General features: G+C 66.4%; 29 protein-coding genes. 14 read left to right on the top strand and 15 right to left on the bottom strand.

Features of this window, described 5'->3' with window-relative positions:
* Position 1: 1 nt before the first annotated feature.
* The 12 genes from hypE to NO878_RS11180 form a co-directional block, all read right to left on the bottom strand.
* Positions 2-1,042 (bottom strand): hydrogenase expression/formation protein HypE, encoded by a 1,041-nt coding sequence (hypE, locus tag NO878_RS11235; protein ID WP_256406085.1) that lies wholly within the window; start codon positions 1,040-1,042, stop codon positions 2-4.
* Positions 1,039-2,148 carry a hydrogenase formation protein HypD gene (gene hypD / locus NO878_RS11230; RefSeq protein WP_256406084.1) on the bottom strand — a complete coding sequence of 370 codons (1,110 nt, stop codon included), beginning with the start codon at positions 2,146-2,148 and terminating at the stop codon, positions 1,039-1,041. The genes hypE and hypD overlap by 4 nt, the downstream gene beginning before the upstream one ends.
* Positions 2,138-2,473 carry a HypC/HybG/HupF family hydrogenase formation chaperone gene (locus tag NO878_RS11225; protein WP_256406083.1) on the bottom strand — a complete coding sequence of 112 codons (336 nt, stop codon included), beginning with the start codon at positions 2,471-2,473 and terminating at the stop codon, positions 2,138-2,140. The genes hypD and NO878_RS11225 overlap by 11 nt, the downstream gene beginning before the upstream one ends.
* A complete protein-coding gene (locus tag NO878_RS11220; RefSeq protein ID WP_256406082.1) occupies positions 2,473-2,649 on the bottom strand; it encodes a hypothetical protein in 177 nt (58 codons plus the stop codon). Before NO878_RS11220 ends, NO878_RS11225 begins: the two co-directional genes overlap by 1 nt.
* Positions 2,646-3,134: a hydrogenase maturation protease gene (locus NO878_RS11215; protein ID WP_256406081.1), complete on the bottom strand. Its 489-nt coding sequence runs from the start codon at positions 3,132-3,134 to the stop codon at positions 2,646-2,648. Before NO878_RS11215 ends, NO878_RS11220 begins: the two co-directional genes overlap by 4 nt.
* Positions 3,118-3,954 (bottom strand): cytochrome b/b6 domain-containing protein, encoded by an 837-nt coding sequence (locus NO878_RS11210; protein WP_256406080.1) that lies wholly within the window; start codon positions 3,952-3,954, stop codon positions 3,118-3,120. Before NO878_RS11210 ends, NO878_RS11215 begins: the two co-directional genes overlap by 17 nt.
* On the bottom strand, positions 3,951-5,516 hold the full coding sequence (locus NO878_RS11205) for a nickel-dependent hydrogenase large subunit (RefSeq protein ID WP_256406079.1): 1,566 nt from the start codon (positions 5,514-5,516) through the stop codon (positions 3,951-3,953). The genes NO878_RS11210 and NO878_RS11205 overlap by 4 nt, the downstream gene beginning before the upstream one ends.
* A gap of 3 nt (positions 5,517-5,519) precedes the next feature.
* Positions 5,520-6,743, bottom strand: a complete 1,224-nt coding sequence (locus tag NO878_RS11200; RefSeq protein ID WP_256406078.1) for a hydrogenase small subunit — start codon at positions 6,741-6,743, stop codon at positions 5,520-5,522.
* 95 nt (positions 6,744-6,838) lie between these two features.
* Positions 6,839-8,071: an MBL fold metallo-hydrolase gene (locus NO878_RS11195; protein WP_256406428.1), complete on the bottom strand. Its 1,233-nt coding sequence runs from the start codon at positions 8,069-8,071 to the stop codon at positions 6,839-6,841.
* Between the two features lie 32 nt (positions 8,072-8,103).
* Positions 8,104-8,979, bottom strand: coding sequence for a class I SAM-dependent methyltransferase (locus tag NO878_RS11190; protein WP_256406077.1), 876 nt, complete (start codon positions 8,977-8,979; stop codon positions 8,104-8,106).
* On the bottom strand, positions 8,980-9,351 hold the full coding sequence (locus tag NO878_RS11185) for a hypothetical protein (RefSeq protein WP_379823147.1): 372 nt from the start codon (positions 9,349-9,351) through the stop codon (positions 8,980-8,982).
* Between the two features lie 37 nt (positions 9,352-9,388).
* Positions 9,389-10,111, bottom strand: a complete 723-nt coding sequence (locus NO878_RS11180) for an alanyl-tRNA editing protein (RefSeq protein ID WP_256406076.1) — start codon at positions 10,109-10,111, stop codon at positions 9,389-9,391.
* Positions 10,112-10,235: 124 nt separating this feature from the next.
* Here NO878_RS11180 and NO878_RS11175 point away from each other — a divergent pair, with 124 nt between their 5' ends.
* The gene (locus NO878_RS11175) at positions 10,236-11,102 is read left to right on the top strand and encodes a halocyanin domain-containing protein (RefSeq protein ID WP_256406075.1); all 867 of its coding nucleotides are present in this window, start codon (positions 10,236-10,238) and stop codon (positions 11,100-11,102) included.
* A 27-nt stretch (positions 11,103-11,129) separates the two neighbouring features.
* On the opposite strand, the gene NO878_RS11170 is transcribed toward NO878_RS11175, so the two are convergent.
* A complete protein-coding gene (locus tag NO878_RS11170; protein ID WP_256406074.1) occupies positions 11,130-11,558 on the bottom strand; it encodes a CopG family ribbon-helix-helix protein in 429 nt (142 codons plus the stop codon).
* Between the two features lie 43 nt (positions 11,559-11,601).
* Positions 11,602-12,183: a cysteine hydrolase family protein gene (locus NO878_RS11165; protein WP_256406073.1), complete on the bottom strand. Its 582-nt coding sequence runs from the start codon at positions 12,181-12,183 to the stop codon at positions 11,602-11,604.
* A gap of 98 nt (positions 12,184-12,281) precedes the next feature.
* On the opposite strand from NO878_RS11165, the gene NO878_RS11160 reads away from it, so the two are divergent.
* The gene (locus NO878_RS11160; protein ID WP_256406072.1) at positions 12,282-13,277 is read left to right on the top strand and encodes a radical SAM protein; all 996 of its coding nucleotides are present in this window, start codon (positions 12,282-12,284) and stop codon (positions 13,275-13,277) included.
* Between the two features lie 138 nt (positions 13,278-13,415).
* Here the strand turns inward: NO878_RS11160 and NO878_RS11155 are convergent, their stop codons facing one another.
* Positions 13,416-13,667 (bottom strand): DUF8151 family protein, encoded by a 252-nt coding sequence (locus tag NO878_RS11155; protein ID WP_256406071.1) that lies wholly within the window; start codon positions 13,665-13,667, stop codon positions 13,416-13,418.
* An 82-nt stretch (positions 13,668-13,749) separates the two neighbouring features.
* On the opposite strand from NO878_RS11155, the gene NO878_RS11150 reads away from it, so the two are divergent.
* The 12 genes from NO878_RS11150 (at position 13,750) to NO878_RS11095 (ending at position 25,429) form a co-directional block, all read left to right on the top strand.
* Complete coding sequence (locus NO878_RS11150; protein WP_256406070.1) at positions 13,750-13,980, top strand: DUF7860 family protein; 231 nt, start codon at positions 13,750-13,752, stop codon at positions 13,978-13,980.
* A gap of 217 nt (positions 13,981-14,197) precedes the next feature.
* A complete protein-coding gene (locus NO878_RS11145; protein WP_256406069.1) occupies positions 14,198-15,649 on the top strand; it encodes a hypothetical protein in 1,452 nt (483 codons plus the stop codon).
* On the top strand, positions 15,649-16,251 hold the full coding sequence (locus NO878_RS11140; protein WP_256406068.1) for a hypothetical protein: 603 nt from the start codon (positions 15,649-15,651) through the stop codon (positions 16,249-16,251). Before NO878_RS11145 ends, NO878_RS11140 begins: the two co-directional genes overlap by 1 nt.
* A 136-nt stretch (positions 16,252-16,387) precedes the next feature.
* Positions 16,388-16,720, top strand: a complete 333-nt coding sequence (gene ahaH, locus NO878_RS11135) for an ATP synthase archaeal subunit H (protein WP_256406067.1) — start codon at positions 16,388-16,390, stop codon at positions 16,718-16,720.
* Complete coding sequence (locus NO878_RS11130) at positions 16,707-18,857, top strand: V-type ATP synthase subunit I (protein WP_256406066.1); 2,151 nt, start codon at positions 16,707-16,709, stop codon at positions 18,855-18,857. Before ahaH ends, NO878_RS11130 begins: the two co-directional genes overlap by 14 nt.
* Positions 18,858-19,055: 198 nt before the next feature.
* Positions 19,056-19,373 carry a F0F1 ATP synthase subunit C gene (locus NO878_RS11125; RefSeq protein WP_256406427.1) on the top strand — a complete coding sequence of 106 codons (318 nt, stop codon included), beginning with the start codon at positions 19,056-19,058 and terminating at the stop codon, positions 19,371-19,373.
* 21 nt (positions 19,374-19,394) lie between these two features.
* On the top strand, positions 19,395-19,976 hold the full coding sequence (locus NO878_RS11120) for a V-type ATP synthase subunit E (RefSeq protein WP_256406065.1): 582 nt from the start codon (positions 19,395-19,397) through the stop codon (positions 19,974-19,976).
* Positions 19,973-21,022: a V-type ATP synthase subunit C gene (locus NO878_RS11115; RefSeq protein WP_256406064.1), complete on the top strand. Its 1,050-nt coding sequence runs from the start codon at positions 19,973-19,975 to the stop codon at positions 21,020-21,022. Before NO878_RS11120 ends, NO878_RS11115 begins: the two co-directional genes overlap by 4 nt.
* Positions 21,019-21,342 carry a V-type ATP synthase subunit F gene (locus NO878_RS11110; RefSeq protein ID WP_256406063.1) on the top strand — a complete coding sequence of 108 codons (324 nt, stop codon included), beginning with the start codon at positions 21,019-21,021 and terminating at the stop codon, positions 21,340-21,342. Before NO878_RS11115 ends, NO878_RS11110 begins: the two co-directional genes overlap by 4 nt.
* Before the next feature lies 1 nt (position 21,343).
* Positions 21,344-23,101 carry an ATP synthase subunit A gene (locus NO878_RS11105; RefSeq protein ID WP_256406062.1) on the top strand — a complete coding sequence of 586 codons (1,758 nt, stop codon included), beginning with the start codon at positions 21,344-21,346 and terminating at the stop codon, positions 23,099-23,101.
* Position 23,102: 1 nt separating this feature from the next.
* A complete protein-coding gene (locus NO878_RS11100) occupies positions 23,103-24,515 on the top strand; it encodes an ATP synthase subunit B (RefSeq protein ID WP_256406061.1) in 1,413 nt (470 codons plus the stop codon).
* Between the two features lie 146 nt (positions 24,516-24,661).
* Positions 24,662-25,429, top strand: a complete 768-nt coding sequence (locus NO878_RS11095) for a lycopene cyclase domain-containing protein (RefSeq protein WP_256406060.1) — start codon at positions 24,662-24,664, stop codon at positions 25,427-25,429.
* Positions 25,430-25,431: the final 2 nt, after the last annotated feature.

Below are 25,431 nucleotides of genomic sequence, written 5' to 3'. Positions count from 1 at the left end.
GTCAACAGATCCGCGGCAACTGTTCGCCCTCCGGTTCGCTCAGATAGCGGCGCCCGAAGCCGGTGTCGAGGACGACCCGCCCGGTGTGCTCTGTGACGGCCTCGCCGACGACGGCGGCCTCCGCGCCGAGCGGCGTGGCTCGGAGTGCGTCGACGACGGCGTCGGCGGTGGCGGCGTCGACGCCGAAGACGACCGTCCCCTCGTTTGCCACGTCGAACGGGTCGATCCCCAGGAGTTCGCCGGTAGCGGCGACCGAGTCGCGCACCGGCACGGCCGTCTCGTCGACGAGGGCACCGACGTCGGCTTTCCGGGCCATCTCGTTGAGCGCCGTCGAGAGGCCGCCACGCGTCGGGTCCGTCATGGCGGTGACGGTGCCGGCGTCGAGGGCGGCCGCGACGAGGTCGTTGACCGGCGCGACGTCGCTCGTCAGATCGCCCTCGATGTCGAACCCCTCGCGCTCGGCCAGAAGCGTGATGCCGTGATCACCGACCGGGCCGGAGACGACGAGTTTGTCGCCGGGCGAGAGACCGGCGTCGGGGACGTGCGCCCCCTGTGGCAGGACACCGACGCCGGTCGTGTTGATCACGACGCCGTCGACGTCGCCGCTACCCATCACCTTCGTGTCGCCGGTCGTAACCGCACAGCCCGCCGCCTCGCACGCGGCCTGCATCGAATCAAGAACGTCCTCCAGCAACCCGACGGAGACGCCCTCCTCGACGACGAGCGAGCAGGTCAGCGAGAGCGGCTCCGTCGCGCCCATGACCGCGAGGTCGTTGACCGTCCCCGAGACGGCCAGGCGCCCGATGTCACCCCCCGGGAAGGAGAGCGGCGAGACCACGTGGCTGTCGGTCGTAACGACCACCGACCGGTCACCCACCTCGTGAACCGCGCCGTCGTCGAGGGCGTCGAGGCCGACCGCGAGTCCGTCCGCGTCGCCGCCAAACCGCGGGACAACGCTGTCTTCGAGGAAGTCACGGGTTCGTCCCGTGCCGCCACCGTGTGCGACGGTGACCGTCTCCTCGTCGCGGGCGTCGTCGCTCATAGCTCCGGATGGCCCCCGTACTCGTGTCGGATCTTGCAGGTGCCCTCGTCGGAGACCATACAGGCGCCGACCGGATTCTGTGGCGTACACTCCTCGCCGAACAGGGCACAGTCCTCCGGCGTGGCGGTGCCAGCCATGATGTCGCCACAGATACACTCCTCGGTGAGCGGGTCGCCATCGCCCGAGACGGGGTCGACGTCGAACTGCCGGCGGGCGCTGTGTGCGGCGTACGCCTCCCGGAGGACGAAGTTGGCGTCCGGGATGTCGGCGATGCCGCGCCACTCACCCGAGGTCAGCGCGAACACCTCGTCGATAGCGCTCATCGCCGCCTCGTTGCCGTCACGCGAGACACACCGGGGATAGGCGTTGTCGAGGCCGCTCGTCCCCGACTCGACGAACTCCAGGATGCGCCGGACGCCGTAGAGCACGTCGAGCGGTTCGAACCCTCCGACGACGACCGGGGTGTCGTACTCGTCGACGAACTCCTCGAAGAGGCCGTAGCCCGTGATCGTCGCGGCGTGTCCCGCGGCGAGAAAGGCGTCGACGTCGGTGTCGGGCATCTCCGCGACCACCTCCATCGCGGGCGGGACGTACTTGTGCGCCGAGAGGACGTAGAAGTTCTCCGGGGGATCGGCCTGGAGGACGGCCGCGGTGGGGGCGGCGGTCGTCTCGAAGCCAGTAGCGAAAAAGACCACGTCCTCGTCGGGGTGGGCGGCCGCGTACTCGACCGCCTCGCTCGCGCTGTAGACGACTTCGACCGCTGCCCCCTCGGCTTTGGCGTCCGCGAGGCTCTTGACGGTTCCCGGCACCCGAAACATATCGCCGTAGGTCGCGACGGTCGTGCCGGCTTCGGCCAGCGCCACCGCCTCGTCGACCTCCGGCATGTTCGTCACACACACCGGACAGCCCGGTCCCATCGTCACCGACAGATCGGACGGGAGCATGCTCCGCAGGCCGAACTTGGCGATGACCTGTTCGTGACTCCCACAGACGTGCATGATCTCGACCGGGTGGTCGATGCGCTCCATCTGCCGCTCGATGTCGGCGGCGAGTTCCTGGGCCGCCTCCGGATCGCGGAACTTCAGGTCGTCGGCCTCAGTCGCCATCGGTATCACCCGGAACCGCCGCGTCCGCCTCCGCGTCGCCCTGCTCCCCGCCGAGGTCGATGTCGGCGCCGCGGGGGGCACCGATCTCGTCGAGCGCCTCGTCGACGTCGTCGCCAAAGAGCGACTCGTAGATGGCCATCGTCTCCTCGACCTCGCGTTCGGGGATCTTCCGGATGGCGAAGCCGGCGTGATTGAGGATGTAGTCGCCGACCTCGACGGCGTCGCCGACCACGTCGAGTCGGACGCGGCGTTCGACACCCCAGAAGTCGGCAACCGCCTCGGTGCCGTCGATCTCGCGAATCTCCCCGGGGACGCCGAGACACATCAGCGCCCACCCCCGTCGCCGCGTCCGACCTCCGCGCCGAGGAGTTCGGGATCGCCCGGTAGCAGGCGGTCGGGACGGAAATGCCCCTTGACGTGGTGACCGCGCGCCTCGTGGTCGTCGATGCTGTCCTTGTCGATCCGTTCCTCGCAGTCGGTGCAGTACCAGTGTCCGTTCATGCTGACGTGAGTCGTGATTCGATCAGCGACACCAGGTCGGGGAGCGCCGCCGCGACGGGGTCCGAGAGTTCGACCCCGGGTTCGAGTCGGGCGGGGACGACGCCGACGAGCGACACCCGGTCGGGCAGGTCGTAGGCGGCGTCACCGACGCTGAGCGCGTCGCTGAAGCTGAAGTCGTGCATCGTTACCTCCGGAGGCTCCGTGGCCGGATCGTCGAGGCGGAACGCACGAACCGTTCCCGGCTCGTCGTCCAGCGCGAGGGCGTCGACCACGATTGCCCGATCCGTTCCGCTCATCGCCTCCAGCGCCAGGAAGGCCGTCGTCCCGGCGTGGGTCGCTGTTACGCCCGCTGGCAGCGACCGCTCGTGGAGGCGTTCGACGGCGTGATAGCCGACGCCGTCGTCGCGCATGACCATACTCCCGACGCCGACGACGGCCTGTGTCGCGTCCGTCGACGCCCGCGCCGGCTCACTGCTCGTCGTCATCCTCACCCCCAAGGACGTACGCCTCCATGTCGCCGAACACCATCGACCGAAGCGTCGCCCGGTTGCTCGGCAACACCGCGAAGTAGACGTGGCCGACGATCATCGCGACGATGAGGAAAAACACCAGCAGGTGGATCTGTTTCAACACCACGAAGCCGACGTACCCGTCCAGCACGCCCAGAAGCTCGATCCACCAGGCGGGGTCGGTGCGCATCTCCGCGTACATCCCGAACCCGGTCAGCGCGAGGACGCCGAACAGGATGGACACCCACCAGAAGAACGTCTTCTGCATAGGGTGGTAGGCCACCCAGTCGCCGTCCGTCTCGTCGTAGGTCTGCCGAGCCGCGTGATAGCCCGGGATATACGACTTGAGACCGACAAAGGCCTGACCGACCCGGACGGCGACGCGGATGTCGGTCAGTTCGGCCAGTTGGCGGTGGCCGTCGACGTAGACGTGATACAGCGGAAAGAGGACGAAGAAAACGGACAGCAGGAGAATCCCCGCCCAGAGGTGGAGGCCGAACGCGAGGTAGTAGCCGTCCCACGGGACGACGTTGAGCGGGCCGTACGTGCCCGTCCAGATGGCGTAGCCGGTGGCCATCAGGACGAACATCAGAAACGCCTGCACCCAGTGGGAGATTCGCGCGCCCAGGCTGTGGCGTTCGACCGTGACACGCCCTTTCAGCGCCTGCACGCGCCGGTACCGGTCGTCGGCCTCCTCGGGCGACGCGAGCGCCGCGCGGACGAGCGCCCCGGCCCGTCGGCGGAGCGACGCCGCGTCGTCGGCGCCCGTACCCGATCCGGATTCGGAGGCGGTCACGGCTCGTCGACCTCCTCACCGGCGACGGGGGTGTCGCCGACGCCGGTCATCGCGCCGCCCGGCGACGCCGGGGTGATCTCCTCGGTGTAGCTTGCCTCGGGACTCTCGACGTGGACCGAACACGCCAGACACGGGTCGAACGACCGCACCGTTCGCATGACGTTGATCGGGTTCTCCACGTCTTCGACCGCCATCCCCTCGACGGCCGTCTCGAAGATGCTCGGCGTTCCCGACTCGTCGCGTGGGCCGAGATTCCAGAGCGTCGGCGTAATGATCTGGTAGTTGGTGATGGTGCCGTCTTCGACTTTCACCCAGTGGGAGAGCGCACCGCGAGACGCCTCCCAGAGGCCGACGCCTTCGCCGCTGAAGTCGTCGCTCCAGCCGACGTTGACCGTCCCGTTGGGGTCGATGTCGTCGAGGATGTCGAGGATCTGATCGCGGAGGAGCAGGGCCTCCTGTGCCCGCGCGATCAGGCGGTTGAGCGTGCTGCTTTTCGTGGGGTCGCCGCCGAGCGTCGCCCGCAGGTCGAACGGGTCACGCTCGGTGACGATCAGGCGCGCCAGCGATCCCGTCTCCATGTTCATGCCGTCGTACCGCGGGGCTTTCCCCCACGAGTACGCGTCGGCCTTGTCCGGGTCGGGTTTGGGCGGGGACGCCTCCATCGGCGACCCGCCGGAGTCGTCGGTGTACCACGACCGTGCCGTGCTCTCGGTGATGGCCTCCTTGATCTCCGCGTCGCTCGGGTGAGAGAGTTCGCCGTCGACGTAGATTCCCGCCGGAATCTTGTCCTCGCCGTTCGCGTCGGGATAGATGCCGTTGCAGTAGTACCGGCCGGGACCGACGCCGAAGTCGTCGGCGCCGGCCTCCTTGGCGGCCAGGAGGATGGAGACGATGTCGTGCAGTCCCGCGCCGAGCGAGTCGTCGAACTCGCCGTTGCGGACGTTCTCGACGACGTCAGGCACGGCGTCGGTCGGGCCGAGCCACTCGCTGACAAACGCCACCTGGTCGCGGATCTGTTGGAGTTTCTCGATAGTGGGGTTGGCCGACATGCCGCCGGGCGCGTACGTCAGAGGGTGGGGCGCTTTCCCACCGAACTCGGCGAAGCCCTGGAGCAGTTTTCGCTGTGCCTCTAGGGCGGCCGTGTATCCCTCGCCTTCCATCGGATCGAGGCGCGTCAACCCCGTGTCGGCGACAGCGTCGCTGTAATCCGGTCCCACGAGCGCGAACATGTGGACCGCGTGATTCCACAGCGTCGCCATGCTCTCGAGGAGGTTGCGCATCTTCCGAGCGGTCTCCGGAATACCGTCGAACACGCCCGCGTTCCGGGCCGCGTTCTCGATGGCGAGCAGCGACGTCTGTCGGTGGACCGAAAAGCAGACCCCACACACCCGCTGTGTGAACACCGGCGCGTCGGACGGCGGCCGGTTCAACACGACTAGTTCCATGCCACGGAACATGTCCATGTGGCTTTTCGCCTCCGTCACCTCGCCGTTCTCCACGTTCAGGGTCGTGCTGTGGTGACCCTCGATGCGCGTCGTCGGATCGATTTCAATCTCTGGCATCGGTCAGTCCTCCGTGCTCCGGCAGTCACAGTCGTCACAGTCACAGTCGTGGGTGTCGGCCCCGGGGTCGCCCTCGGCCGCGGCGTCGTCGGTGTCGCCGTAGCCCGTCGCCTTGCGGACGGCGTGGGCGCCGATGCCGGCGACGGTGGCCCCGACGGCCGTGAGCCCCGCCGTCTCGATGTCGGTCATCGCGAGACCCTGCTGCTCGATGGGTTCGTAGAACGGCGTCATGTTGTCCCAGAATCCCGGTTCCATACAGCCGATACACGGCGCGCCGACGTTCCGACAGACGCTCGTCCCGTCGTTCCAGAGCCGAACCGAGTCGTCACAGTGGCAGTACGGTCCCTTGCAGCCGACGGTGTAGAGACACTTTTCAGAGTCCTCGCCGACGTGGTCGACGAACTCGCCGCGGTCGAAGTAGCCCCGGCGCGAACACTGATCGTGAACCAGCGGGCCGTAGAACGCCTCCGGCCGGTTGTACTCGTCTAACTCGGGCGTGTGTCCGTTCAGCAGCGTCGCCACCGTCAACAGCACGTAGTCGGGGTGGGTCATACACCCCGGGACGTTGATGACCGGCAGCCCCGCGTTCGAGGTGAAGTCGGGGCCGAGAACGCCCTGGTCGCCCTCTTGATGGGTGAACTGGACGCCCTTGGCCCCGGTGACGTTGGGGTCCATCCACGGTCCGTCCTCCGGGTCGTCCATGACGGCCGGCGCACCGTTTTCGGCGGATTGCCACCCGCCGTAACAGGCACACGTGCCGATACCCATCACGTACTCCGCCTCGGGGGCGAGTTCTTTCACCCAGTCGACGATGGGTTTGCGCCGACCACGTTCGTCCCGTCCGAACGTCGCCGCGGAGGGAATCTTGGTCGGGATGGCGCCTTCGATCATCAGGATGTCCGGCGAGTCGCTCATCGCATCGATTGCCGCCTGGCCCGTCTCCGCCATCAACTCCGGGTGGTAGGTGACATCCAGTTTGAACTCCGTGATTGCCTCCTCGAGACTCGGTGACGTGCCCTGAAGCGTCGACATCGTACACGCAGAACAGGTCTGTCCCTGGAGCCAGACGACCTCCTTCGAGCCGTTGGTCGCCCGATCCAGCGCCGCGGCGACGTCCGAACTGTACCGTGTCATGACCGATCCGGCCGCGGCACCGCCGACGAGTTTCAGGAAGTTCCGGCGCAACGTCCCGCCGCCACCGCCGTTCGATGTTCCCGACTGGGTCATATCCCCCTATGGAAAGATGATGCATGTTAAACCACACAGCAATTACAGCGGAGTGAAAACAACGGCCACGAGCCGACACCGGCCCGTCCCGACGCTCAGACGGAGAGTTCGTCGCCGACGGCGGGCGCCGTCGCGTCGGCACCATCGTCGGCGAGTTCGGCGGCGAACGTCTCACAGCGGTCACCGTGGTTGATCAGGATCGGTGTGTCGTGGTACGAATCGAGAAACGCACGGAGGCCACGCCGGTCCGCGTGTGCCGAAAAGTCGTACTGTTCGACCTGTGCACTCACGGGCATGACGCGGCCGTCGATTTCGGCACGCCCCGACTCGACGAGGTTTCGCCCGGGAGTTCCCTCGACCTGATAGCCGGTCATCGTGACCTTGTTCACCGGGTTCGACCGAATTGCGGGGATATAGGTCATCGCGGGGCCACCGGACAGCATGCCGCTGGTGGTGATGATCGCGGCGCTCTGGTCGGTGATGCGCTTGCGCTGTCCGTCGCGGCCGGTGACGAATCGAGCGTGCGACGCCGCACGCCGAAACGCGTCGGCGTCCCGGACGAACGCGGGATACTGTCGGAGCATCTCGGTGACTTGCTTGCCCATGCCGTCGACGTAACACGGGATGTCGTGCGCCGCACAGACGAGCATCATCTCCTGGGTGCGCCCGATGGCAAAGGCCGGAATGACGACCGTTCCGCCCTCCCAGAGCGTCGTCTTGACGCTCTGTGCGAACTGCTTTTCGACGGCCGCCCGGTCGTCGTGGTCGACGTCGGCGTAGGTGCTCTCACAGACGACGACGTCCGCGTCGGGTCGTGCGGTCGTCCCCGAGACGAGTCGTTGGTCGTCGGTGTGGAAGTCGCCGGTGTAGAGCAGGCGGGTGTCGCCGTCGTCGACGGTGACGTGGGCGCTGCCGGGAATGTGGCCGGCGTTGTGAAACGTGACCTCGTGGCCCGCCGCCGCGAACGTCTCCCGGTAGCCGTGTGTTTGCGAGGTTTCCGTGACGCGCTTGACGTCGTTCTCCGTGAACGGACAGTGGTACGTGCCGCCGTGGAGCTTCAGCGTGTCACGCGCGAGCGTGAGTGCGAGTTCGTACGTCGGTGGCGTCCAGTGAATCGGCGGTCGATTGTCGCCGGAGAGCAACGACGGAATCGCACCCACGTGGTCGAGGTGTCCGTGGCTGACGACGACCGCATCGGGCTCCGGTGTCTCGACCGGGAACCGCGGCGGGTTGCCCGTCAGCATCCCGAAATCGAGAAGGAGGGCGTCGTTCACGAGGATGGCGCTCCGACCGACCTCGTGAGCGCCGCCCAGAAACCGGATGTCCATCGACGGAGCGTAGACGGCGGTCAGTGTTGGGTTCATCGATCCGCGCCTCGCCGCGCGACGACCACGACGTGCCGGAGATGCGGGAGGGCGTCGTGGGCCCGGCGGATCCGCTCGGTGACGGCCGTCGGGTCGAGACCCAGGCGCCGGAGGGCAGCGGCGAGCGGACGCCCGCCGAGTAGGGCCACCAGTCGCAGGTACAGCGCGGTCCACGTCCGAAATCGGCCGACGCTGTGTGCCGTGATGTCCTCGAATCGGTGGACGTCGAGGTGTGCTGTGACGACACGTTCGTACTCGTCGGCGGCAAGCAACGGCGGCATGTCCCACGCGTCGGCGAAGGCATCGACCGTGCGGCGGGCGTCGGCGTCGTCGGCTCGCGTCACGAGATCGGAGCAGACGAGGACGCCCCCGGGTTCGAGAACGCGCCGCAGTTCGGCGAAGACGGCGGCGGTGTCGGGGACGTAGACGACCGCGTCGGCCGCGACGCAGGCGGGGACCGCGTCGGTGGCAAGCGGGAGTCGGGTCGCGTCGCCGACGACGAACGTCGCGTCGACGCCGGCCGACTGGGCCGTGTCGGTCGCCTGGCGGGCGTTGTAGGGGACGAGGTCGACGCCGACCACGTCGAAGCCGAACCGCTTGGCGAGGCGGGCGGCGGGGCCACCGCGCCCACAGCCGAGGTCGAGGAGGCGGACGCCGTCGGTCGCCGGGAGTGCGGCGGTGAGTCGGGCGCCGAGTTGATCGGCGAGGCGCGACTGACTCGACCCGACGGCGTGGGGGAGATACCACGGGGAGTAGCCGAGGTTGAGGAAGGCGTCGGTGTCGAACAGGCGGTCGAATCCGCGCCAGATGTCGGCCCGTTCGCCGCGGCCGGAGAACTGGTCGGCGATCCGGTCCCGGAGGTCACGGCCCATCTACCCGCGCTCGGACACCTCCGAGTAACAGTACGCCGACTCGTCGCAGTACGCCAGGTCGGCACAGCCGCGGGGGCGCTGGTAGTCGATGTCCCGGTGGCGCCGGAGGTAGGTCACGTAGCCGTCGTCGACGCGGTCGAGGACGTCGTGACAGAGCCACTTTTCCCCGACCCACGACGCGCCGAGGGATCGGTAGGGACAGAGAAAGATCGTTCGTTGTACGTCGTCGACTTCCGGCGTCTCGACGATGTCGACGCCGACGAGGCGGTAGGCCAGTCGGAGGCGACGGGCGACGGTCGTTGGGGTGTCGGCACCGAGAAAGAGGACGTGTGCGACCGCGTAGCCGAACGCGTGCAGCACCGCTCTGAGCATACCGGTGGTACGATCCCCGACCCGAAATACGTGGCCCCTACGGGTCGAGGACGTACTCGATCCGCTCGACGTCTGCCCCCTTCGAGACGCGGTTCGTGAGTCGGACGGTCCCCACCTCGCCCAGTTGGTCGACGTGGGTGCCGCCACAGGGACACAGGTCGAAGTCGTCGATGGCGACGACCCGGAGGGGGTCGACGCTCTCGGGAATCAAGTCGAGTTGTGTCCGCCCCTCGGGCACCGCGTCCTCGACGGCCGCACGCGGGCGCTCGGTCTTCTCGACGGGGAGGTCCCGCTCGATAGTCTGGTTGGTGAGACGTTCGATTGTCGCCAAATCGTCGTCGTCGAAGTCGGCGGGTTCGAAGTCGATTCGGGCGCCGTCGACCGAGACGCGGTTGCCGACCGTCGCCGCCCCGTACTCGTCGAGGACGACCCGCGAGACGACGTGTTGGGCGGTGTGGGTCCGCCGGAGTCGGTCACGCCGGTCGGCATCGATCCGGCCGGTGACGGTTGTGCCCGGGTCGGGGAGCGTCCCCTCGACGTCGGCGACGTTGTGGCGTACGTCGCCGTGGTTTTTCTCGGCGTCGACGACGGCCGCCCGCCCGCCGTCCCACGACAGGTCGCCCTGATCCGGGGGCTGGCCGCCGCCGCCCGGGTAGAAGTACGTCCCGTCGAGGACGACGTAGTCGTCGGTCACCTCGGTTACAGTCGCCTCGAACGTCGTGACACCGTCGGCGTCGGGGAGGTAGCGGAGGTCGGTCACACGCGAGAGATGGACCCGGAGGAACAAAATGGATCGGGCGGGGCCGACCCGCTTCGAGAATCCGGGAACGCGCCCCGGGGTACTTTACGCCCCCGTGTGAAGCGTGGCGGGAGGTGTACTAGCTATGCACGATCCGTCCGATTGGTCCCGGCGCGAGTTCGTGATCACCGCCCTCCTCGGAACCGGCGCGATGGCCGGCTGTACGGCGCGAGGGCAGACGACCGAAGACGGCGGTCACGAACACGAGCAGAACTGTGGCTGTCTCGACGATTGGCTAGCCGACGCGAACGGCTACGAGGGGGCAGTCGAGCGGTACGCCCCCGACGCCGATCCGACGGTGACGGTGGGCGACGGCCGCGGGGTGGGCAACGGCCACGACGCGTTCGGTCCCGCCGCGGTTCGTGTCGTTCCCGGCACGACCGTCACGTGGGAGTGGAGCGGCCACGGCGACCCCGCGAACGTCGTCGCCGTCGACGGGACGTTCGATAGCGGCAGTCCCGTCGGGTCTCACGGGACGACGTTCAGTCACCGATTCGAGACACAGGGCACCTATCGCTACGTCTCGGAGCCGACGCGTGACGCGGGCATGCGGGGTGCCGTCGTCGTCGCGGACCCCCCGTCGAGCGACTATCCGGCCGTCGACGAGTGGTTGGCGGGCGTGAACATCTACGACGGGACGGTCGTCGACTGGCGGGACTTCCAGTCACCCATCGTCACGGTTGGCTCCGCCGAGGGGGAAAGCGAGTTTACGTTCTCCCCGCCGGCGGCCCGCGTCTCGACCGGAACGACCGTCCGCTGGGTGTGGACGGGCGGTCCCCACCAGATCCGCTTCGAGGACGCAGACATCGAAACCGAGGTGTACACGGAACCGGGCGTCCAGTTCGAGCACACCTTCGAGGAGCCGGGAACCTACCGCTACGACTGTGGGCCACACCGCTCCATCGGCGCGAAGGGTGCCATCGTCGTCGAGTCGGGGGCGGGGTCGGCGTGATACCGTCGAACTGATCGCCGACCCTCGTCACTCCGGGGATGCCACGGGGCCGAACTCGTCGACTGGCATCACGGAGTAGTCGACGCTGAGGGTGTCCTGGGTCGCCCGGATCTTGCCGACGAAAGTAGAGATGGCCTCCAGACGCCCTTCGAGGACGAACAGCTCCATGCAGTGGTGGGAGCCGACGTGGCTGTGGAAGTTGGCGGCGACGAGTCCCTCGTAGTCGTGTCGGAGTCCCATCATCCGCTCCTCGACGTTCGTGGTCTCGTAGTCGAAGATGACTGTCACGACGGCCATGAGGTCGCGGTTCTCCAGTCGCTTGTCCTCGAACTCACCGAGGAGCGACCGGGAGGCGTCGCGAACGACCTCGCTCCGCCCGGTGTAGCCGTGTTCGTCCGCGAAGGCGTCGATCCGCTCTACCAGTTCCTCGGGCATCGAGACGCTGACCACCGTCATGTATTAACTCATCGACGCTCAGATAATAACTATTGCCATCGGGTCAGCAGGTTGGGAGAAACTCGACGGCGTCAGCGGTCGTGGTCTCGCCGAACAGCCAGTCGGCGTGGTCGACGGCGTACTCGTGGTCGGTCTCGTCGAGGTACCCGATGGCGTCGGTGACGAGGACCGGCCGGTAGTCCCGTAGGCCCGCGCTCCCGGCGGTGTAGAGGACACAGACGTTGGCGAGGGTGCCACAGATGAGTAGGTCGTCGATTCCACGCGCCGAGAGCCAGCCGTCGAGTTCCGTCTCGTGGAACGCGTCGTAGGTGTGTTTCTCGACGACATGATCGGCAGCGTGTACGTCGAGTGCGTCGACGAGGCAAGCCTCCCAAGAGCCTTCGAGGACGTGTTCGCCCCAGCGGTCGAACTCGTCGTAGTAGTGGGTCCCGTCGAACTGTTCCGGCGGGTGGACATCGCGCGTGTAGACGACGCGAGCGCCGGCCTCGTGGGCACCCTCGACCAGCGACGCCACCGTGTCCACGACCGCCTCACTCGCCGGCGCGTAGAGGCTCCCGTCGGGGTGACAGAAGCCGTTCTGCATGTCGACGACGACCACCGCTGTGCTGTCGGGATCGTACGGCATGGCCGCCGGTACGGTGGCAGGGAAAGTAAACCGTCGGTTCGACTCCCGACGCCGGACCGACGGGTTTTCCCGCGTCGGGGGCGACTTGTCGACAACGAATGATCTCGAAGGGCTGTGAACAGTGTGCCAAGGGCGGGAAGATGGTGCTGTTCGTCTACGGCTACTGCGATCAGCGCGACTGCTTTTACTGTCCGCTAGGTGAGAATCGCAAGAACGTCGACACGGTCTACGCCAACGAGCGGCAGGTCGAATCCGACGCGGACGTGCTGACCGAGGCCCACCGGATGGACGCGCTGGGCACGTCGATCACCGGCGGCGAGCCACAGGAGGCGCTGGACCGCACCTGCCACTATCTCTCCTTGCTGAAAGACGAGTTCGGTGAGGACCACCACACCCATCTCTACACCGGGATCACCGGCGGGCGGGAGAACATGCGCCGCCTCTCCGAGGCGGGTCTCGACGAGATTCGCTTTCACCCGCCGCTGGACCTGTGGGGCGACCTCCACGGCACCGAGTGGGAAGAGATCCTCCATATCGCCCGCGAGGAGGGACTCACCCCGGCGTTCGAGATTCCGGGGATCCGTGCGGAACCCGAGTTCCTCGAATTTCTGGACGAGGGCGCCGCGGACTTCTGCAACATCAACGAGTTCGAGATGTCCGACGGGAACTACCGGCGGATGCAGGAGGCTGGCTACGACCTCCGCGAGGGCCACATGAGCGCCGTCGAGTCGCCCAAAGAGGAGATTCTGGAGGTGATGGGCGACCACGACCGCGTCTACTTCTGTACCTCGGTGTTCAAGGACGCCGCCCAGCACCGTCGCCGCCTGAAGCGAATGGCCCGGAGCATCCGCCGGGAGTTCGACGAGGTGACCGACGACGGTACCCTCGTCTACGGCAAGACGTGGGTGACCGAGGAACGCCTCTCGGAACTGGGCATCCCCGAGGAGTTCTACACCGTCAAATCCGACCACGTCGAACTGGCGTGGTGGCTGCTAGAGGAGATGGTCGACGAGGGCGACGTCGGCGAGGGCGAAATCGTCGAGCAGTATCCGACCGTCGACGGGACGGTCGTTGAGCGGACGCCGTTGGCGTAAGTTTTGCTCCAGCGTTTGCGAGCGAGTCGAACGAGCGAGTAAACGGTGGGACTGGGACGGTCGTTGAGCGGACACCGTTGGCGTAAGTTTTGCTCCAGCTTTTGCGAGCGAGTAAACGGTGGGTCTGGGACGGTCGTCTTACTCGGCGGTGCGCTGCCGGAATGCCGCCAGTTTCGGCCGGAACTTGTCGGTCCCCATGAGGTAGGCGAAGTAAAACGCCATGAGACCCATGAACCCGAGCCACGCCCCGAGTTTGACCTGTCCGCTCTCGGCGGTGGCGAGGGCAAATTGCTCGAAGTAGAGGCCAGCGGCCGACAGGCCGAGGCTTCCGAGGCCGAAGGCCAGCAGTTCGAACAGTTGCGGGAGCAGTTCAAGCAGGGTCGCGTTCATACCTACCGATGGAGGATCACCCGTAGTGGATCTTTCGGTCGCGGAACGGAACCTTCTTGCCGGCTGTGACCGACCAGAGCGTATGACCGGACGGTACGGCGACTTAGACTACGGAACGCTGACGAAACGGGGGACGCTGCTCGGCCTCGCGCTGTTTGCGGTCGGCGCGCTCGGTGAACTCGCAGCCCACGCGATGGGCTTCGGGATTCCGGGATGGGAGGCGACGCTGCTGTTCGACGCCGAGGTGCTCGGCGTGTGTCTGTTCTTGCTGTCGCCGCTGGTTTTCGGCGTCCTCATGCCGCTGACGGAGTGACCAGCCGCGACGGGCCGTCGAATCCGAACCGGGCGGGAAACAGCCGGAATCGCGAGTTGTGGGGCGACCGATCTCACCGTGATCTGTAACTCGAAGGCAGCTGATATAGTTATCTATATGACAGATTGAGGATATCGGTGATTTTCGGTGCTGTCGGCGTATTTCGTCGGGGACACCGTCAAAAAACATAATTATCAGCGGATGGATCATCGATTGCATGTATCAGGCGGAGGTACATCGGACTGTCTCCGAAGTGCGGTTACTCGAACGGCTCTCGTTCGATCTCACGATCACTGACGAGGCCTATCAGTCCGAGCACTCGACGGACGGGGAGATCCGCGTGTTCAACCGAGCAGACGACCAAGTGATCAGGGACCGGGAGTATCCGCCCGCCCATCCCCTAGGTGTGCTGACGGGCGGCGTAAGCGGGGAGTCCGAGTCGGCGTATCCGGGGACGACGCTGTATGTCGGCGTGGCGCGCGAACCACCGCTCGAACAGGACGAGGACGCGTTCCAAGACGACTACGTCATGAAGGCAATCGACGTGGATGGCATTCCCGAGGACGGCGTGGTCGGGGTCGATCTCGATTGGGACGCTGCAGAGGCACGGGAGTCGATGGCGGACGACACGGCTCGGGTCGCGACCGAGCGCTACGATATCTCGGGGCTGCCGAACGACCAGTTGCCGATCATCGTACGTGCCGAACTCTACCGTGACGCCAAGCGGATCTTGCGTGTGCTTCGCAACGAGGAGGACGGACAGCGCGACGACCTTCGGGGACGACAACAGTACGAAGGGCAGGCGGCGTTGGTGCTCGATATCGAACACCGGACGGAGTCGGGAGCCGACTCCGCGCCGCTTCGGGTCGAGGGGTTGCAGGTCGGGCTGTCACGGACGTTTCCGCAGATCCAGTTCGACCCGGAACACGGGTCGTCGTACGATCCACAGAGCCGGCAGGTGAAGTGGGGATCGCGTACCGTTCAGCCCGGTGATACGGCGCGGTACGCGATCATCGGTCCGATTTCCGAGTTGCTGGAGGTGGACCGATTGGACGCCCGACTGCAGGCGACACTTGGCGGGCGCACGCTGTCCGGCGTCACAGTCGCCGAACTGTTCGACGAGAGCGGCGAGTCGACCCAGCAGTGGCAGGAGTCGACGCCGACGGTTTCGGAGAAGACGACGATCACCGCCGAGGTGGAGATCGATCCGTCGGCACTCCGTGGCGAGTCGAAGGAGGTATCCAGTTCTCGGATCACCATGCAGACGACCCCGGTTGCACTGTTCAACGAACTCGTGAAGGTCTGTGACCGGAACGGGATCAACATCACCGAACGGTCGCCGCCCGGCGACGGAACGCCGGTCGAGGGACGCGAGGGCGTCTACGATGTGAGCGGCGAAGACGCCGGAGAACTCGACGTGCGACGCGAATACGGCGACGAAGGGGTCGTGTACGCGGGCATGGAGATCACCGGACGGTACACCGCGATGAGCGAGGAGGCGCAGGTGTCGACGTTCGACGAGACAGAGGACCGCCTCGTCCGTCGGACCAAAGGGGGTCTCGACGACGCCGGTCGGGCGACCCTCGATATCGACGCACGCTCGGCGGACGCGGAGCTCAACTCGCGGTTCCTCTCGACAATCGAGGAAGCCTTCGGGGGTGAGATGTGATGGCCAGCGGATCCACCCTCTCCTGTCGGAACCACGGCGACCGGGGGGCGGGACAGGTCTGTGGCGAGTGTGGCGACCCACTCTGTGGCGACTGTTCGAACCGGGTGACCGACGTGACACTCGATGACTACGGCGCCGGCGGCGTCCGTCGGCTCATCGTCGGGCTGCTGTTGATTGCAGGCTCGCTGGTGCTCCTCGACGCGCTCCCCCGAGGAATCTGGCTCGCACTGGCGTCGGTAGCCGGCAAGCCGCTGTATCTACGTTTGGGGCTCAAGCCGGCGTTCCTCTTGACCGGGATTGCCCTGCTCGGGACGCTTCGATTCCGCGGGATCAGCGGTGGGTTCGACTTCTCGGGGTTCAGCATCGTGACCCGTCGGAACAACGCTCGGGTGGTCTGTCAGTCCTGTTACGACGGGGACAAGCGGCTCCAGCGGACCCTATCGCGGGTGTTCAAGCTGATTGCGGTCGCACTGATCGTCTACGGAATCTACCAGTCCGTCGCCGCGCTGTTTTTCAGATGGCTGTGGATCTCCGGTGTCGGCGGTGCCATCTGGATCCTGCGGGAAGACCTCAAACTGGCGGTTATCGAACTGTCTAGCTAACAGATCGCGGACACGTCGGCGTGAGCCGGGGCACGCCTCCATCGGCGGCGTACCGAGTCGCGAGGGGGGGTTCCGGACCCGGCCCGTTCCGCAAACACCTTATATCCGATGCTGCAAGGTTCAAAGGATCAGTAGTATGCCGAGACCAGAGGTTCTCGAACGGATCAAGGCGGCCGAGTCCGAGGCCGAAGAGATCGTCGAGGAGGCCGAGGCGGACCGGGAGGAACGGATCGCCGAGGCGCGGGAGCGGGCCGACGAGATCCGCGCCGAGGCCGAACGGGAGGCCGACGAGATGGCCGAACGGCGTCTCGAAGAGGCGACCGCCGAAATCGAGGCGGAAGCCGAGGAGATCCGGCAGGACGGGGAGGCGACCCGGGAGGAACTCATCGCGCAGGCCGAGGAGCGCATGGACGAGGCGGTCGAGTTCGCCATCGCACAGTTCGAGGAGGCGGTGCATGCTCAGACCTGAGCGGATGAGCAAAGTGTCGGTGACGGGGGCAAAGGCGGTCATGGACGATGTCGTCGAGGCGGTCCACGACCGTAACCTGCTTCACGTCACCGAGTACGACGGGACCTGGGAGGGGTTCGAACCGGGAAACCCGATTGACGGCGCCGAAGCGGCCTCCGAGAAGCTGGTGACCGTCCGCTCCATCGAGAGCATCCTCGACGTGGACGACACCGACGCCGGCCCGACACGGATCGTCACCGACGACGCCCTCGAAGAGGAACTCGAGGAGATTCGAGAGCGCGTCAACAACCTCGAGGACCAGCGCGACGAGGTTCGGAGCGAACTCAGCACGGTCGAGGACCGACTCGCGTCTGTCGAACCGTTCGCGGCGCTGGGGATCGACCTGGATCTGCTTGCCGGCTACGACACGCTCGACGTGGCGGTCGGTGAGGGGAACGTCGACGAGGTCGAGCGTGCGATGGTCGACGCGGACGGCATCTCGGACGTCGAGGTGTTCGAGGAGAACGGCGTGATCGCCGTCTTCGCCCGGCCGACCGAGGCCGACGACGACGACGTGATCACGGACGCCATGGTCGGCGTCGACTTCACCGCACTCGAAGTGCCGGACGCCGAGGGCTCCCCCGAGGAGTACGTCTCGGAGCTCGAACATCGACGACAGCAACTCGAATCGAAGCTCCGAACCGCCGAGAACGAACTCGAAGAGGTGAAACTCGACGCCGCGGGCTTCCTGTTGGCCGCCGAGGAGAAACTCTCAATCGACGTTCAGAAGCGAGAGGCCCCGCTCTCCTTTGCGACGACGGACAACGCCTTCGTCGCCGAGGGGTGGATTCCGACCGACGAGTACACCGACTTCGCCGCGGCGATCACCGAGGCCGTCGGGGATCACGCCGAGGTCGAGGAACTCCAGCGGGCGACCTTCGACGCCCACGGCGAGGAGGCGGTTCGCGAGGAGGTTTCCGACGGCGCCGAGGGAGCGGCGACCGCCGACGGCGGCGACGAGGTGCGAGCCGACGGTGGCGGCGTCGTGATGGCCGACGACGACCCGCCGGTCGTCCAGAACAACCCCGGAGCGGTCCGGCCCTTCGAGGTGCTCACCCAAGCGGTGAGCCGCCCGCGGTACAGCGAGTTCGACCCGACGGTCGTGCTCTTTCTGACCTTCCCGGCCTTCTTCGGGTTCATGATCGGCGACGTCGGCTACGGGGTCGTCTACACGCTGATCGGCTACTACCTCCTCACCAACTTCGACAGCGACGCCTTCCAGAGCATGGGCGGCGTGACCATCTTCGCCGGCGCCTTCACGGTACTGTTCGGCATCCTCTACGGCGAACTCTTCGGGACACACCTGGTCTCGACGTACGTCTGGGGCGGGCACGCGCCGCTTCATAAGGGACTCCAGCCGACCTACCTGCTCTGGGCGCAGGCGTGGCTCGTGATCAGCGTCCTCGTCGGCGTCCTCCACCTCAACATCGGGTGGCTGTTCGACTTCGTCGAGAACTCGCAACTGCACGACCTGAAGCACGCGGTGCTCGAAAGCGGGTCGTGGCTGCTGATGCTCAACGGCCTGTGGGTGTGGGTGTTCTCCGAGCACGCCCGGGCCTCCAAGCCGGAACTGCTGTACTCCGTGTGGCAGATCGTCGGACTGGAGGGCGGCCTCGGTATCGGCCCGACGGTCGGGATTGTCGCCGGCGTGCTCTTCGCCGTCGGCCTCGTGTTGCTGATCGTCGGCGAACCCGTCGAGGCCATCGAGTTCCTCAACGTGTTCGTCAACGCGCTGTCGTACACCCGGATCGCTGCGGTGTTGCTCGCGAAGGCGGGGATGGCCTTCACGGTCAACCTCCTCTTTTTCGGAGCCTACGCCAGCAGCGACGGGGCGTATCACTTCATGTACTCGGGAGAGGCCCACGGACACGGCACGGTGATGTTCGAGGGGCTCATGAACATGGGACCGGGAATGCTGGTCCTCGGCATCGTCGTCCTGCTGGTCGGTCACTTGCTCGTGCTCGCCCTCGGGGTCACGAGCGCCGGCCTGCAGGCGGTGCGTCTCGAGTACGTCGAGTTCTTCGGGAAGTTCTACGAGGGCGGTGGCCGCGAGTACGAGCCGCTCGGCTACGACCGGCAGTACACGACCGACGACTGACGGCCACCCTTCCGTTCGCCGCGTTTCGTTCGCCTCGCCAGCGGTGGCTGCGTCTCGACGGGCGCGAGCGCTGTGAACGAGTCTCATGGATTCGGCCGAAATCAGCGGTTCCAACGCCCACAGTGCCCGTCTTTTTTGGGAAGTTTTATGCCCAGTCTATACGGACGTGTGCCTGTTCGGAAACCCGAAGTGACCCCAATGCTCGAAGCTACTTCACAACTCGCGACGGTCGTACTGCAGAACAACGCCACGTCGTTCCCGCTGATCCCCGCACAGGCCGCCGCCGCGCTGGCGGTCGGGCTGGCGGCGCTCGGCGCGGGCTACGCGGAGCGAGGTATCGGTGCGGCCGCCGTCGGCGCCGTCGCCGAGGACGACGACATGTTCGTCCGTGGGCTGATCCTCACGGTCCTGCCGGAGACACTGGTGATCCTGGCGCTGGTTACCCTGTTCCTCACGACGGGGATTCCGTGGGACACCGCCGAGTTCTTCGAGGCGATGTTCAGCGCGGCAAGCTAACTCTCCCCAGTTCTCTCCACTATGAGTTTGGACACAGTCGCCGAGGACATCCGAGACGAGGCCCGCGCGCGTGCGGAGGAGATCCGTGAGGAGGGCGAAACGCGGGCGAGCGAAATCGTCGAGGATGCCGAGGCCGACGCCGAGGAGATCCGCGAGGAACGCGAGGCCGCGGTCGAGCGGGAGATCACCCAGCAACGCGAACAGGCCGTCTCCAGCGCGAAGCTCGAGGCCAAGCAGGCCCGGCTGGAGGCCCGGCGTGACGCACTCGAAGACGTGCGGACGGCAGTCGAAGAGACCCTCGCCGACCTCGAAGGCGAGCGCCGCCGGTCGCTCACCGCGTCGCTGCTCGACGCGGCCGCCGAGGAGTTCGGCGAGGGCGAGTCGGTGTCGGTGTACGGTCGCGCCGACGACGAAGCGCTGCTCGAAGACCTGCTCGAGGACTACGACGGCTTCGGTGTCGCCGGGACCTACGACTGTCTCGGTGGCGTCGTCGTCGAGAGCGAGGAGTCGCGGGTCCGCGTGAACAACACCTTCGACTCGCTGCTCGAGACGGTCTGGGAGGACAACTTGAAGGAACTGAGCAACCGACTGTTCGAGCGATGAGCACGAGCCCCGGCAGTTCGAATCCGGAGTACGTCACCACCCGCGTTCGGTCGCGGCGGTCGGTGCTGTTCAACGACGAGGACTACCGGAAACTGATTCGGATGGGGCCGGCGGAGATCGCCCGCTTCATGGAGGAATCGGAGTACGAGCGCGAGATCAACGCGCTCGGAGCGCGACACTCGGGGGTTGATCTCATCGAGTACGCGCTCAACCGGAACCTGGCGAAGCACTTCAACGATCTGCTGGACTGGGCGGACGGTCGGCTGTACGACCTGATCGCTCGGTACCTGCGGAAGTTCGACGCGTGGAACGTCAAGACGGTGCTTCGCGGGATCTACTCCGAGGCCGATAGCGCGGACGTCGAGACGGACCTCATCCGGGCGGGCGAGATGGACGACCGCCTGCTCGACCGCCTGCTGGACGCAGGCTCCATCGAGGAGGTCATCGACCTGCTCGACCGCACCACGTTCGCGGACCCGCTCCGCGCGGCGCTGGAGGAGTACGAGGAGACCGGCGTCCTCGTGCCGTTGGAGAACGCGGTCGACCGCGTCTTCTACGAACAGCTCCTGTCGGATCTGCCCGGCGGCGAGGCCAATCAGACCTACCGCGAGTTCCTCGAAGCGGAGATCGACTTCCGCAACGCGCGGAACGCGCTGCGTCTGGCCCGAAGCGGGGCCGACATCGACCCCTCGGAGTATTACATCGAGGGGGGGCAGCTGTTCGGCGCGAGTCAGTTGAGCGCCATTGGCGGGAACGTCGAGGAACTCGTCGCGGTCATTCGTGATAGCACGTACGGCGACGACCTCGACAGCGCGCTCGACGAGTTCGAGGCGGCCGACAGTCTGATCTCGTTCGAGCGGGCGCTCGACGTCGCGTTGCTCGAATACTCGGATCGGCTCGGCTTCATCCACCCGCTGTCGGTGGCGCCAATCGTCTCCTACATCCTCGCCAAGGAGCGCGAGGTCGACAACATCCGCGCCATCGCCCGCGGCCGCGAGGCCGGACTGTCCGAGGAGGAGATCGAAGAGGAACTGGTGATCCTATGAGCCAGGAAATTGCCGTCATCGGGAGCCCCGATTTCACCACGGGCTTTCGACTCGCGGGCGTACGGAAGTTCGAGAACGTACCGGAGGATGAAAAGGACGACGCGCTCGACGAGGCCGTCATGCGGACGCTGGAGGACGACGACGTCGGCATCGTCGTGATGCACGACGACGACATGGCGCATCTCTCTCGGAGCGCCCGAGAGGCGGTCGAGGGCAGCATCGAACCGGTGCTCGTCACCCTGGGTGGCGGCGCCGGCAGCGGCGGCCTGCGCGAGCAGATCAAGCGAGCCATCGGTATCGATCTGATGGAGGAAGACTAACATGAGTCAGGCAGACACGACCGTCCGAGAGGACGGCATCATCGACAGCGTGAGTGGTCCGGTCGTGACCGCCGTCGATCTCGACGCCCGAATGAACGACGTCGTCTACGTGGGCGACGAAGGGCTGATGGGCGAGGTCATCGAGATCGAAGGCGATATCACGACCATCCAGGTGTACGAAGAGACCTCCGGCGTCGGTCCGGGCGAACCCGTCGAGAACACGGGCGACCCGCTGACCGTCGACCTCGGACCGGGAGTGCTGGACACCATCTACGACGGCGTTCAGCGTCCCCTCGACGTACTCCAAGAGAAGATGAACAGCGCGTTCCTCGACCGCGGGGTCGACGCGCCCGGGATCGACCTCGAAAAGGAGTGGGAGTTCACCCCCGAGGTCGAGGAAGGCGACACGGTCGAAGCCGGTGACGTGGTCGGCACGGTGCCGGAGACGGTGACCATCGAGCACAAGGTGCTCGTCCCGCCGAACTCCGAGGGCGGCGAGGTCGTCGCCATCGAGGCCGGCGAGTTCACCGTCGAGGAGACGGTCGTCGAACTCGACAGCGGCGAGGAGATCCGGATGCGACAGGAGTGGCCGGTGCGCGAGGCGCGCCCCGCCGGCGACAAGAAGACGCCGACGGAGCCGCTCCTGACCGGCCAGCGGGTGCAGGACGGCCTGTTCCCCATCGCCAAGGGCGGGACGGCGGCGATTCCCGGTCCGTTCGGCTCCGGGAAGACCGTCACCCAACAGCAGTTGGCGAAGTGGTCCGACGCGGACATCGTCGTCTACATCGGCTGTGGCGAGCGCGGGAACGAGATGACGGAGGTCATCGAGGACTTCCCGGAACTGCCCGACCCCCAGACCGGGAACCCGCTGATGGCCCGGACGACACTCATCGCCAACACGTCGAACATGCCGGTCGCGGCCCGCGAGTCCTGCGTGTACACGGGCATCACCATCGCGGAGTATTACCGCGACATGGGCTACGACGTGGCGCTGATGGCCGACTCCACCTCGCGGTGGGCAGAGGCCATGCGCGAGATCAGTTCGCGCCTAGAGGAGATGCCCGGCGAGGAGGGCTACCCTGCGTACCTCGCCGCGCGACTCTCCCAGTTCTACGAGCGGGCGGGGTACTTCGACAACATCAACGGCACCGAAGGCTCCATCTCCGTCGTCGGCGCCGTTTCGCCGCCGGGCGGGGACTTCTCCGAGCCGGTGACCCAGAACACCCTGCGGATCGTGAAGTGCTTCTGGGCGCTCGACGCCGACCTGGCCGAGCGCCGGCACTTCCCCTCGATCAACTGGAACGAGTCGTACTCCCTCTACCGGGAACAGCTCGACCCGTGGTTCGAGGAGAACGTCGCCGACGACTGGGCGGAGGTCCGCCAGTGGGCGGTCGACACCCTCGACGAGGAGGGCGAACTCCAAGAGATTGTCCAACTCGTCGGCAAGGACGCCCTGCCGGAGGACCAGCAACTCACCCTCGAGGTAGCACGGTACCTCCGCGAAGCGTGGCTCCAGCAGAACGCGTTCCACGACGTGGACACGTACTGCGAGCCAGACAAGACCTACCTGATCCTCACGACGATCAAGACGTTCAACGACGAGGCGTTCGACGCCCTCGAAGCGGGCGTCCCCGTCGAGGAGATTACGGACATCGACGCCCTGCCGCGGATCAACCGCATCGGCGTCCAAGAGGACTACGAGGCATACATGGACGAACTGAAAGACGACATCGCGGCACAGCTCCGGGAGCTGTACTAACATGAAAGAGTACAAGACGATCACCGAGATCAGTGGCCCGCTGGTGTTCGCCGAGGTCGACAAACCCATCGGCTACGACGAGATGGTCGAAATCGAGACCGAGGACGGCGAAATCCGGCGCGGCCAGGTGCTCGAATCGGAGGACGGACTCGTCGCTATCCAGGTGTTCGAGGGCACGTCCGGCATCGACAAGAACGCGTTCGTCCGCTTCCAGGGCGAGACGCTGAAGATGAAGCTGACCGAGAACCTGCTCGGTCGCGTGCTGTCCGGGTCGGGCGAACCCATCGACGGTGGGCCGCCAATCGAACCCGACGAGCGCCGCGACATCGTCGGCGCGGCGATCAACCCATACGCCCGGGAGTACCCGGAGGAGTTCATCCAGACCGGTGTCTCCGCCATCGACGGGATGAACACCCTCGTTCGGGGCCAGAAGCTCCCCATCTTCTCCGGATCGGGGCTGCCCCACAACGAACTCGCGCTTCAGATTGCCCGCCAGGCCAGTGTCCCCGAGGAAGAGGAGGGCGGCGACGACTCCGAGTTTGCCGTCATCTTCGGCGCGATGGGGATCACCGCCGAGGAGGCAAACGAGTTCATGGACGACTTCGAGCGCACCGGCGCGCTCGAACGGTCCGTGGTCTTCATGAACCTCGCGGACGACCCCGCTGTCGAGCGGACGGTCACGCCGCGAATGGCCCTGACGACCGCCGAGTACCTCGCCTTCGACAAGGATTACCACGTGCTGGTGATCCTGACGGACATGACCAACTACTGCGAGGCGCTCCGCGAGATCGGTGCCGCCCGCGAGGAGGTCCCGGGACGCCGTGGCTACCCCGGATACATGTACACCGACCTGGCCCAACTCTACGAACGAGCCGGTCGGATCCAGGGCCGTGAAGGGTCGGTCACGCAGATCCCGATCCTCACGATGCCGGGTGACGACGACACACACCCGATCCCCGACCTGACGGGCTACATCACCGAGGGGCAGATCTACGTCGACCGTGACCTCAACAGTCAGGGCGTCCAGCCCCCGGTGAACGTGCTCCCCTCGCTCTCGCGCCTGATGGACGACGGGATCGGCGAGGGCCTCACCCGCGAGGACCACGCCGACGTCTCCGACCAGATGTACGCCGCGTACGCGGAGGGTGAAGACCTGCGCGACCTGGTGAACATCGTCGGTCGCGAGGCGCTGTCGGACCGTGACAACAAGTATCTCGACTTCGCCGACGAGTTCGAGAGCGGCTTCGTCGACCAAGGGTTCAACACGAACCGCGACATCGGCGAGACGCTCGACATCGGCTGGGACCTCCTCTCGACGCTCCCCGAGGCGGAGCTCAACCGGATCGACGAGGAACTCATCGAGAAGTACTACGGCGGCGACGAGAGCGTCGAAGAAGAGGCGACGGCGGACTAACCGCCATCACCGGACTTCGGCGCCGCCCCGAACGGCGTGTGTCTCCGACGGAGGGCGCTTGCCGACGACGGGACTCCCGAAGCGATACGCGGACCGGGCCAACTCCCGCCGACCTGTTCGGCGGCAGGCGCGAAACGCACCCATCGATGACCGGACCCACCTACCTGCAGTTCCACCTCGCCTTTCTGCTGCCGGCGATGAGCCTGCTGGTCGCGACGACGTTCGCGGGATGGCGGGCAACCGCCGTCCGCCCGCTCCGTGGCCGCGACTACTGGTCCGGCGTCGCGGTCATCACCGTCGCCGCGCTCGTGTACACGACGCCGTGGGACAACTACCTCATCGCGAGGGGCGTCTGGTCGTACGCGCCGGGCAGTACGCTCGCAACGCTCGGCCACGCACCCGTCGAGGAGTACCTGTTCATCGTCGTCCAGCCGTGGCTAACGGCGCTGTGGCTCTCACATCTGTCGCTCCCGGCGTGGCCGGCAGGCGTGGGTACCCGTCGGCCACGACTCGTAGGCCTCGCGCTCGCGGCTGTGATCGGTGTCGGTGGCTGGGCGGCGCTCGGGACGCCGGCGACGTTTTACCTTGGGGCGATTCTCGTGTGGGCGGCACCGGTGTTGGCACTCCAGTGGGCCGTTGGCGCGCCACAGCTGTGGGCGCGGCGGCGACTCGTCGCGCTCGGTGTCCTCGTGCCGGCGGCGTATCTCTGCGTGGCCGACCGGGTCGCCATCGAATACGGGATCTGGGTGCTCTCTGCGCAGTACACGACCGGCCGCACACTCGCGGGACTTCCCGTCGAGGAGGCGCTATTTTTCCTCGTGACGAACTGCTTTGTCGTCCAAGGACTGGTGCTCTACCGGTGGGTACGTGACCGGTACGCAAACGAGACGGCGACTGGCATCGACACGAGGTGAGA

This window comes from Haloplanus ruber (assembly GCF_024494725.1).
GTDB lineage: Archaea > Halobacteriota > Halobacteria > Halobacteriales > Haloferacaceae > Haloplanus > Haloplanus ruber.
The sequence above is the reverse complement of the archived record's forward strand: the minus strand, read 5'-3'. Positions and strand labels throughout refer to the sequence as shown.

Excerpts from the sequence above, each read along its gene's own strand:
- hypE (WP_256406085.1), bottom strand. The coding sequence starts at position 1,042 with ATGAGCGACGACGCCCGCGACGAGGAGACGGTCACCGTCGCACACGGT.
- hypD (WP_256406084.1), bottom strand. The coding sequence starts at position 2,148 with ATGGCGACTGAGGCCGACGACCTGAAGTTCCGCGATCCGGAGGCGGCC.
- NO878_RS11225 (WP_256406083.1), bottom strand. The coding sequence starts at position 2,473 with ATGTGTCTCGGCGTCCCCGGGGAGATTCGCGAGATCGACGGCACCGAG.
- NO878_RS11220 (WP_256406082.1), bottom strand. The coding sequence starts at position 2,649 with ATGAACGGACACTGGTACTGCACCGACTGCGAGGAACGGATCGACAAG.
- NO878_RS11215 (WP_256406081.1), bottom strand. The coding sequence starts at position 3,134 with ATGACGACGAGCAGTGAGCCGGCGCGGGCGTCGACGGACGCGACACAG.
- NO878_RS11205 (WP_256406079.1), bottom strand. The coding sequence starts at position 5,516 with ATGCCAGAGATTGAAATCGATCCGACGACGCGCATCGAGGGTCACCAC.
- NO878_RS11200 (WP_256406078.1), bottom strand. The coding sequence starts at position 6,743 with ATGACCCAGTCGGGAACATCGAACGGCGGTGGCGGCGGGACGTTGCGC.
- NO878_RS11195 (WP_256406428.1), bottom strand. The coding sequence starts at position 8,071 with ATGGACATCCGGTTTCTGGGCGGCGCTCACGAGGTCGGTCGGAGCGCC.
- NO878_RS11190 (WP_256406077.1), bottom strand. The coding sequence starts at position 8,979 with ATGGGCCGTGACCTCCGGGACCGGATCGCCGACCAGTTCTCCGGCCGC.
- NO878_RS11185 (WP_379823147.1), bottom strand. The coding sequence starts at position 9,351 with ATGCTCAGAGCGGTGCTGCACGCGTTCGGCTACGCGGTCGCACACGTC.
- NO878_RS11175 (WP_256406075.1), top strand. The coding sequence starts at position 10,236 with ATGCACGATCCGTCCGATTGGTCCCGGCGCGAGTTCGTGATCACCGCC.
- NO878_RS11170 (WP_256406074.1), bottom strand. The coding sequence starts at position 11,558 with ATGACGGTGGTCAGCGTCTCGATGCCCGAGGAACTGGTAGAGCGGATC.
- NO878_RS11165 (WP_256406073.1), bottom strand. The coding sequence starts at position 12,183 with ATGCCGTACGATCCCGACAGCACAGCGGTGGTCGTCGTCGACATGCAG.
- NO878_RS11160 (WP_256406072.1), top strand. The coding sequence starts at position 12,282 with ATGATCTCGAAGGGCTGTGAACAGTGTGCCAAGGGCGGGAAGATGGTG.
- NO878_RS11155 (WP_256406071.1), bottom strand. The coding sequence starts at position 13,667 with ATGAACGCGACCCTGCTTGAACTGCTCCCGCAACTGTTCGAACTGCTG.
- NO878_RS11150 (WP_256406070.1), top strand. The coding sequence starts at position 13,750 with ATGACCGGACGGTACGGCGACTTAGACTACGGAACGCTGACGAAACGG.
- NO878_RS11145 (WP_256406069.1), top strand. The coding sequence starts at position 14,198 with ATGTATCAGGCGGAGGTACATCGGACTGTCTCCGAAGTGCGGTTACTC.
- NO878_RS11140 (WP_256406068.1), top strand. The coding sequence starts at position 15,649 with ATGGCCAGCGGATCCACCCTCTCCTGTCGGAACCACGGCGACCGGGGG.
- ahaH (WP_256406067.1), top strand. The coding sequence starts at position 16,388 with ATGCCGAGACCAGAGGTTCTCGAACGGATCAAGGCGGCCGAGTCCGAG.
- NO878_RS11130 (WP_256406066.1), top strand. The coding sequence starts at position 16,707 with ATGCTCAGACCTGAGCGGATGAGCAAAGTGTCGGTGACGGGGGCAAAG.
- NO878_RS11125 (WP_256406427.1), top strand. The coding sequence starts at position 19,056 with ATGCTCGAAGCTACTTCACAACTCGCGACGGTCGTACTGCAGAACAAC.
- NO878_RS11120 (WP_256406065.1), top strand. The coding sequence starts at position 19,395 with ATGAGTTTGGACACAGTCGCCGAGGACATCCGAGACGAGGCCCGCGCG.
- NO878_RS11115 (WP_256406064.1), top strand. The coding sequence starts at position 19,973 with ATGAGCACGAGCCCCGGCAGTTCGAATCCGGAGTACGTCACCACCCGC.
- NO878_RS11110 (WP_256406063.1), top strand. The coding sequence starts at position 21,019 with ATGAGCCAGGAAATTGCCGTCATCGGGAGCCCCGATTTCACCACGGGC.
- NO878_RS11105 (WP_256406062.1), top strand. The coding sequence starts at position 21,344 with ATGAGTCAGGCAGACACGACCGTCCGAGAGGACGGCATCATCGACAGC.
- NO878_RS11100 (WP_256406061.1), top strand. The coding sequence starts at position 23,103 with ATGAAAGAGTACAAGACGATCACCGAGATCAGTGGCCCGCTGGTGTTC.
- NO878_RS11095 (WP_256406060.1), top strand. The coding sequence starts at position 24,662 with ATGACCGGACCCACCTACCTGCAGTTCCACCTCGCCTTTCTGCTGCCG.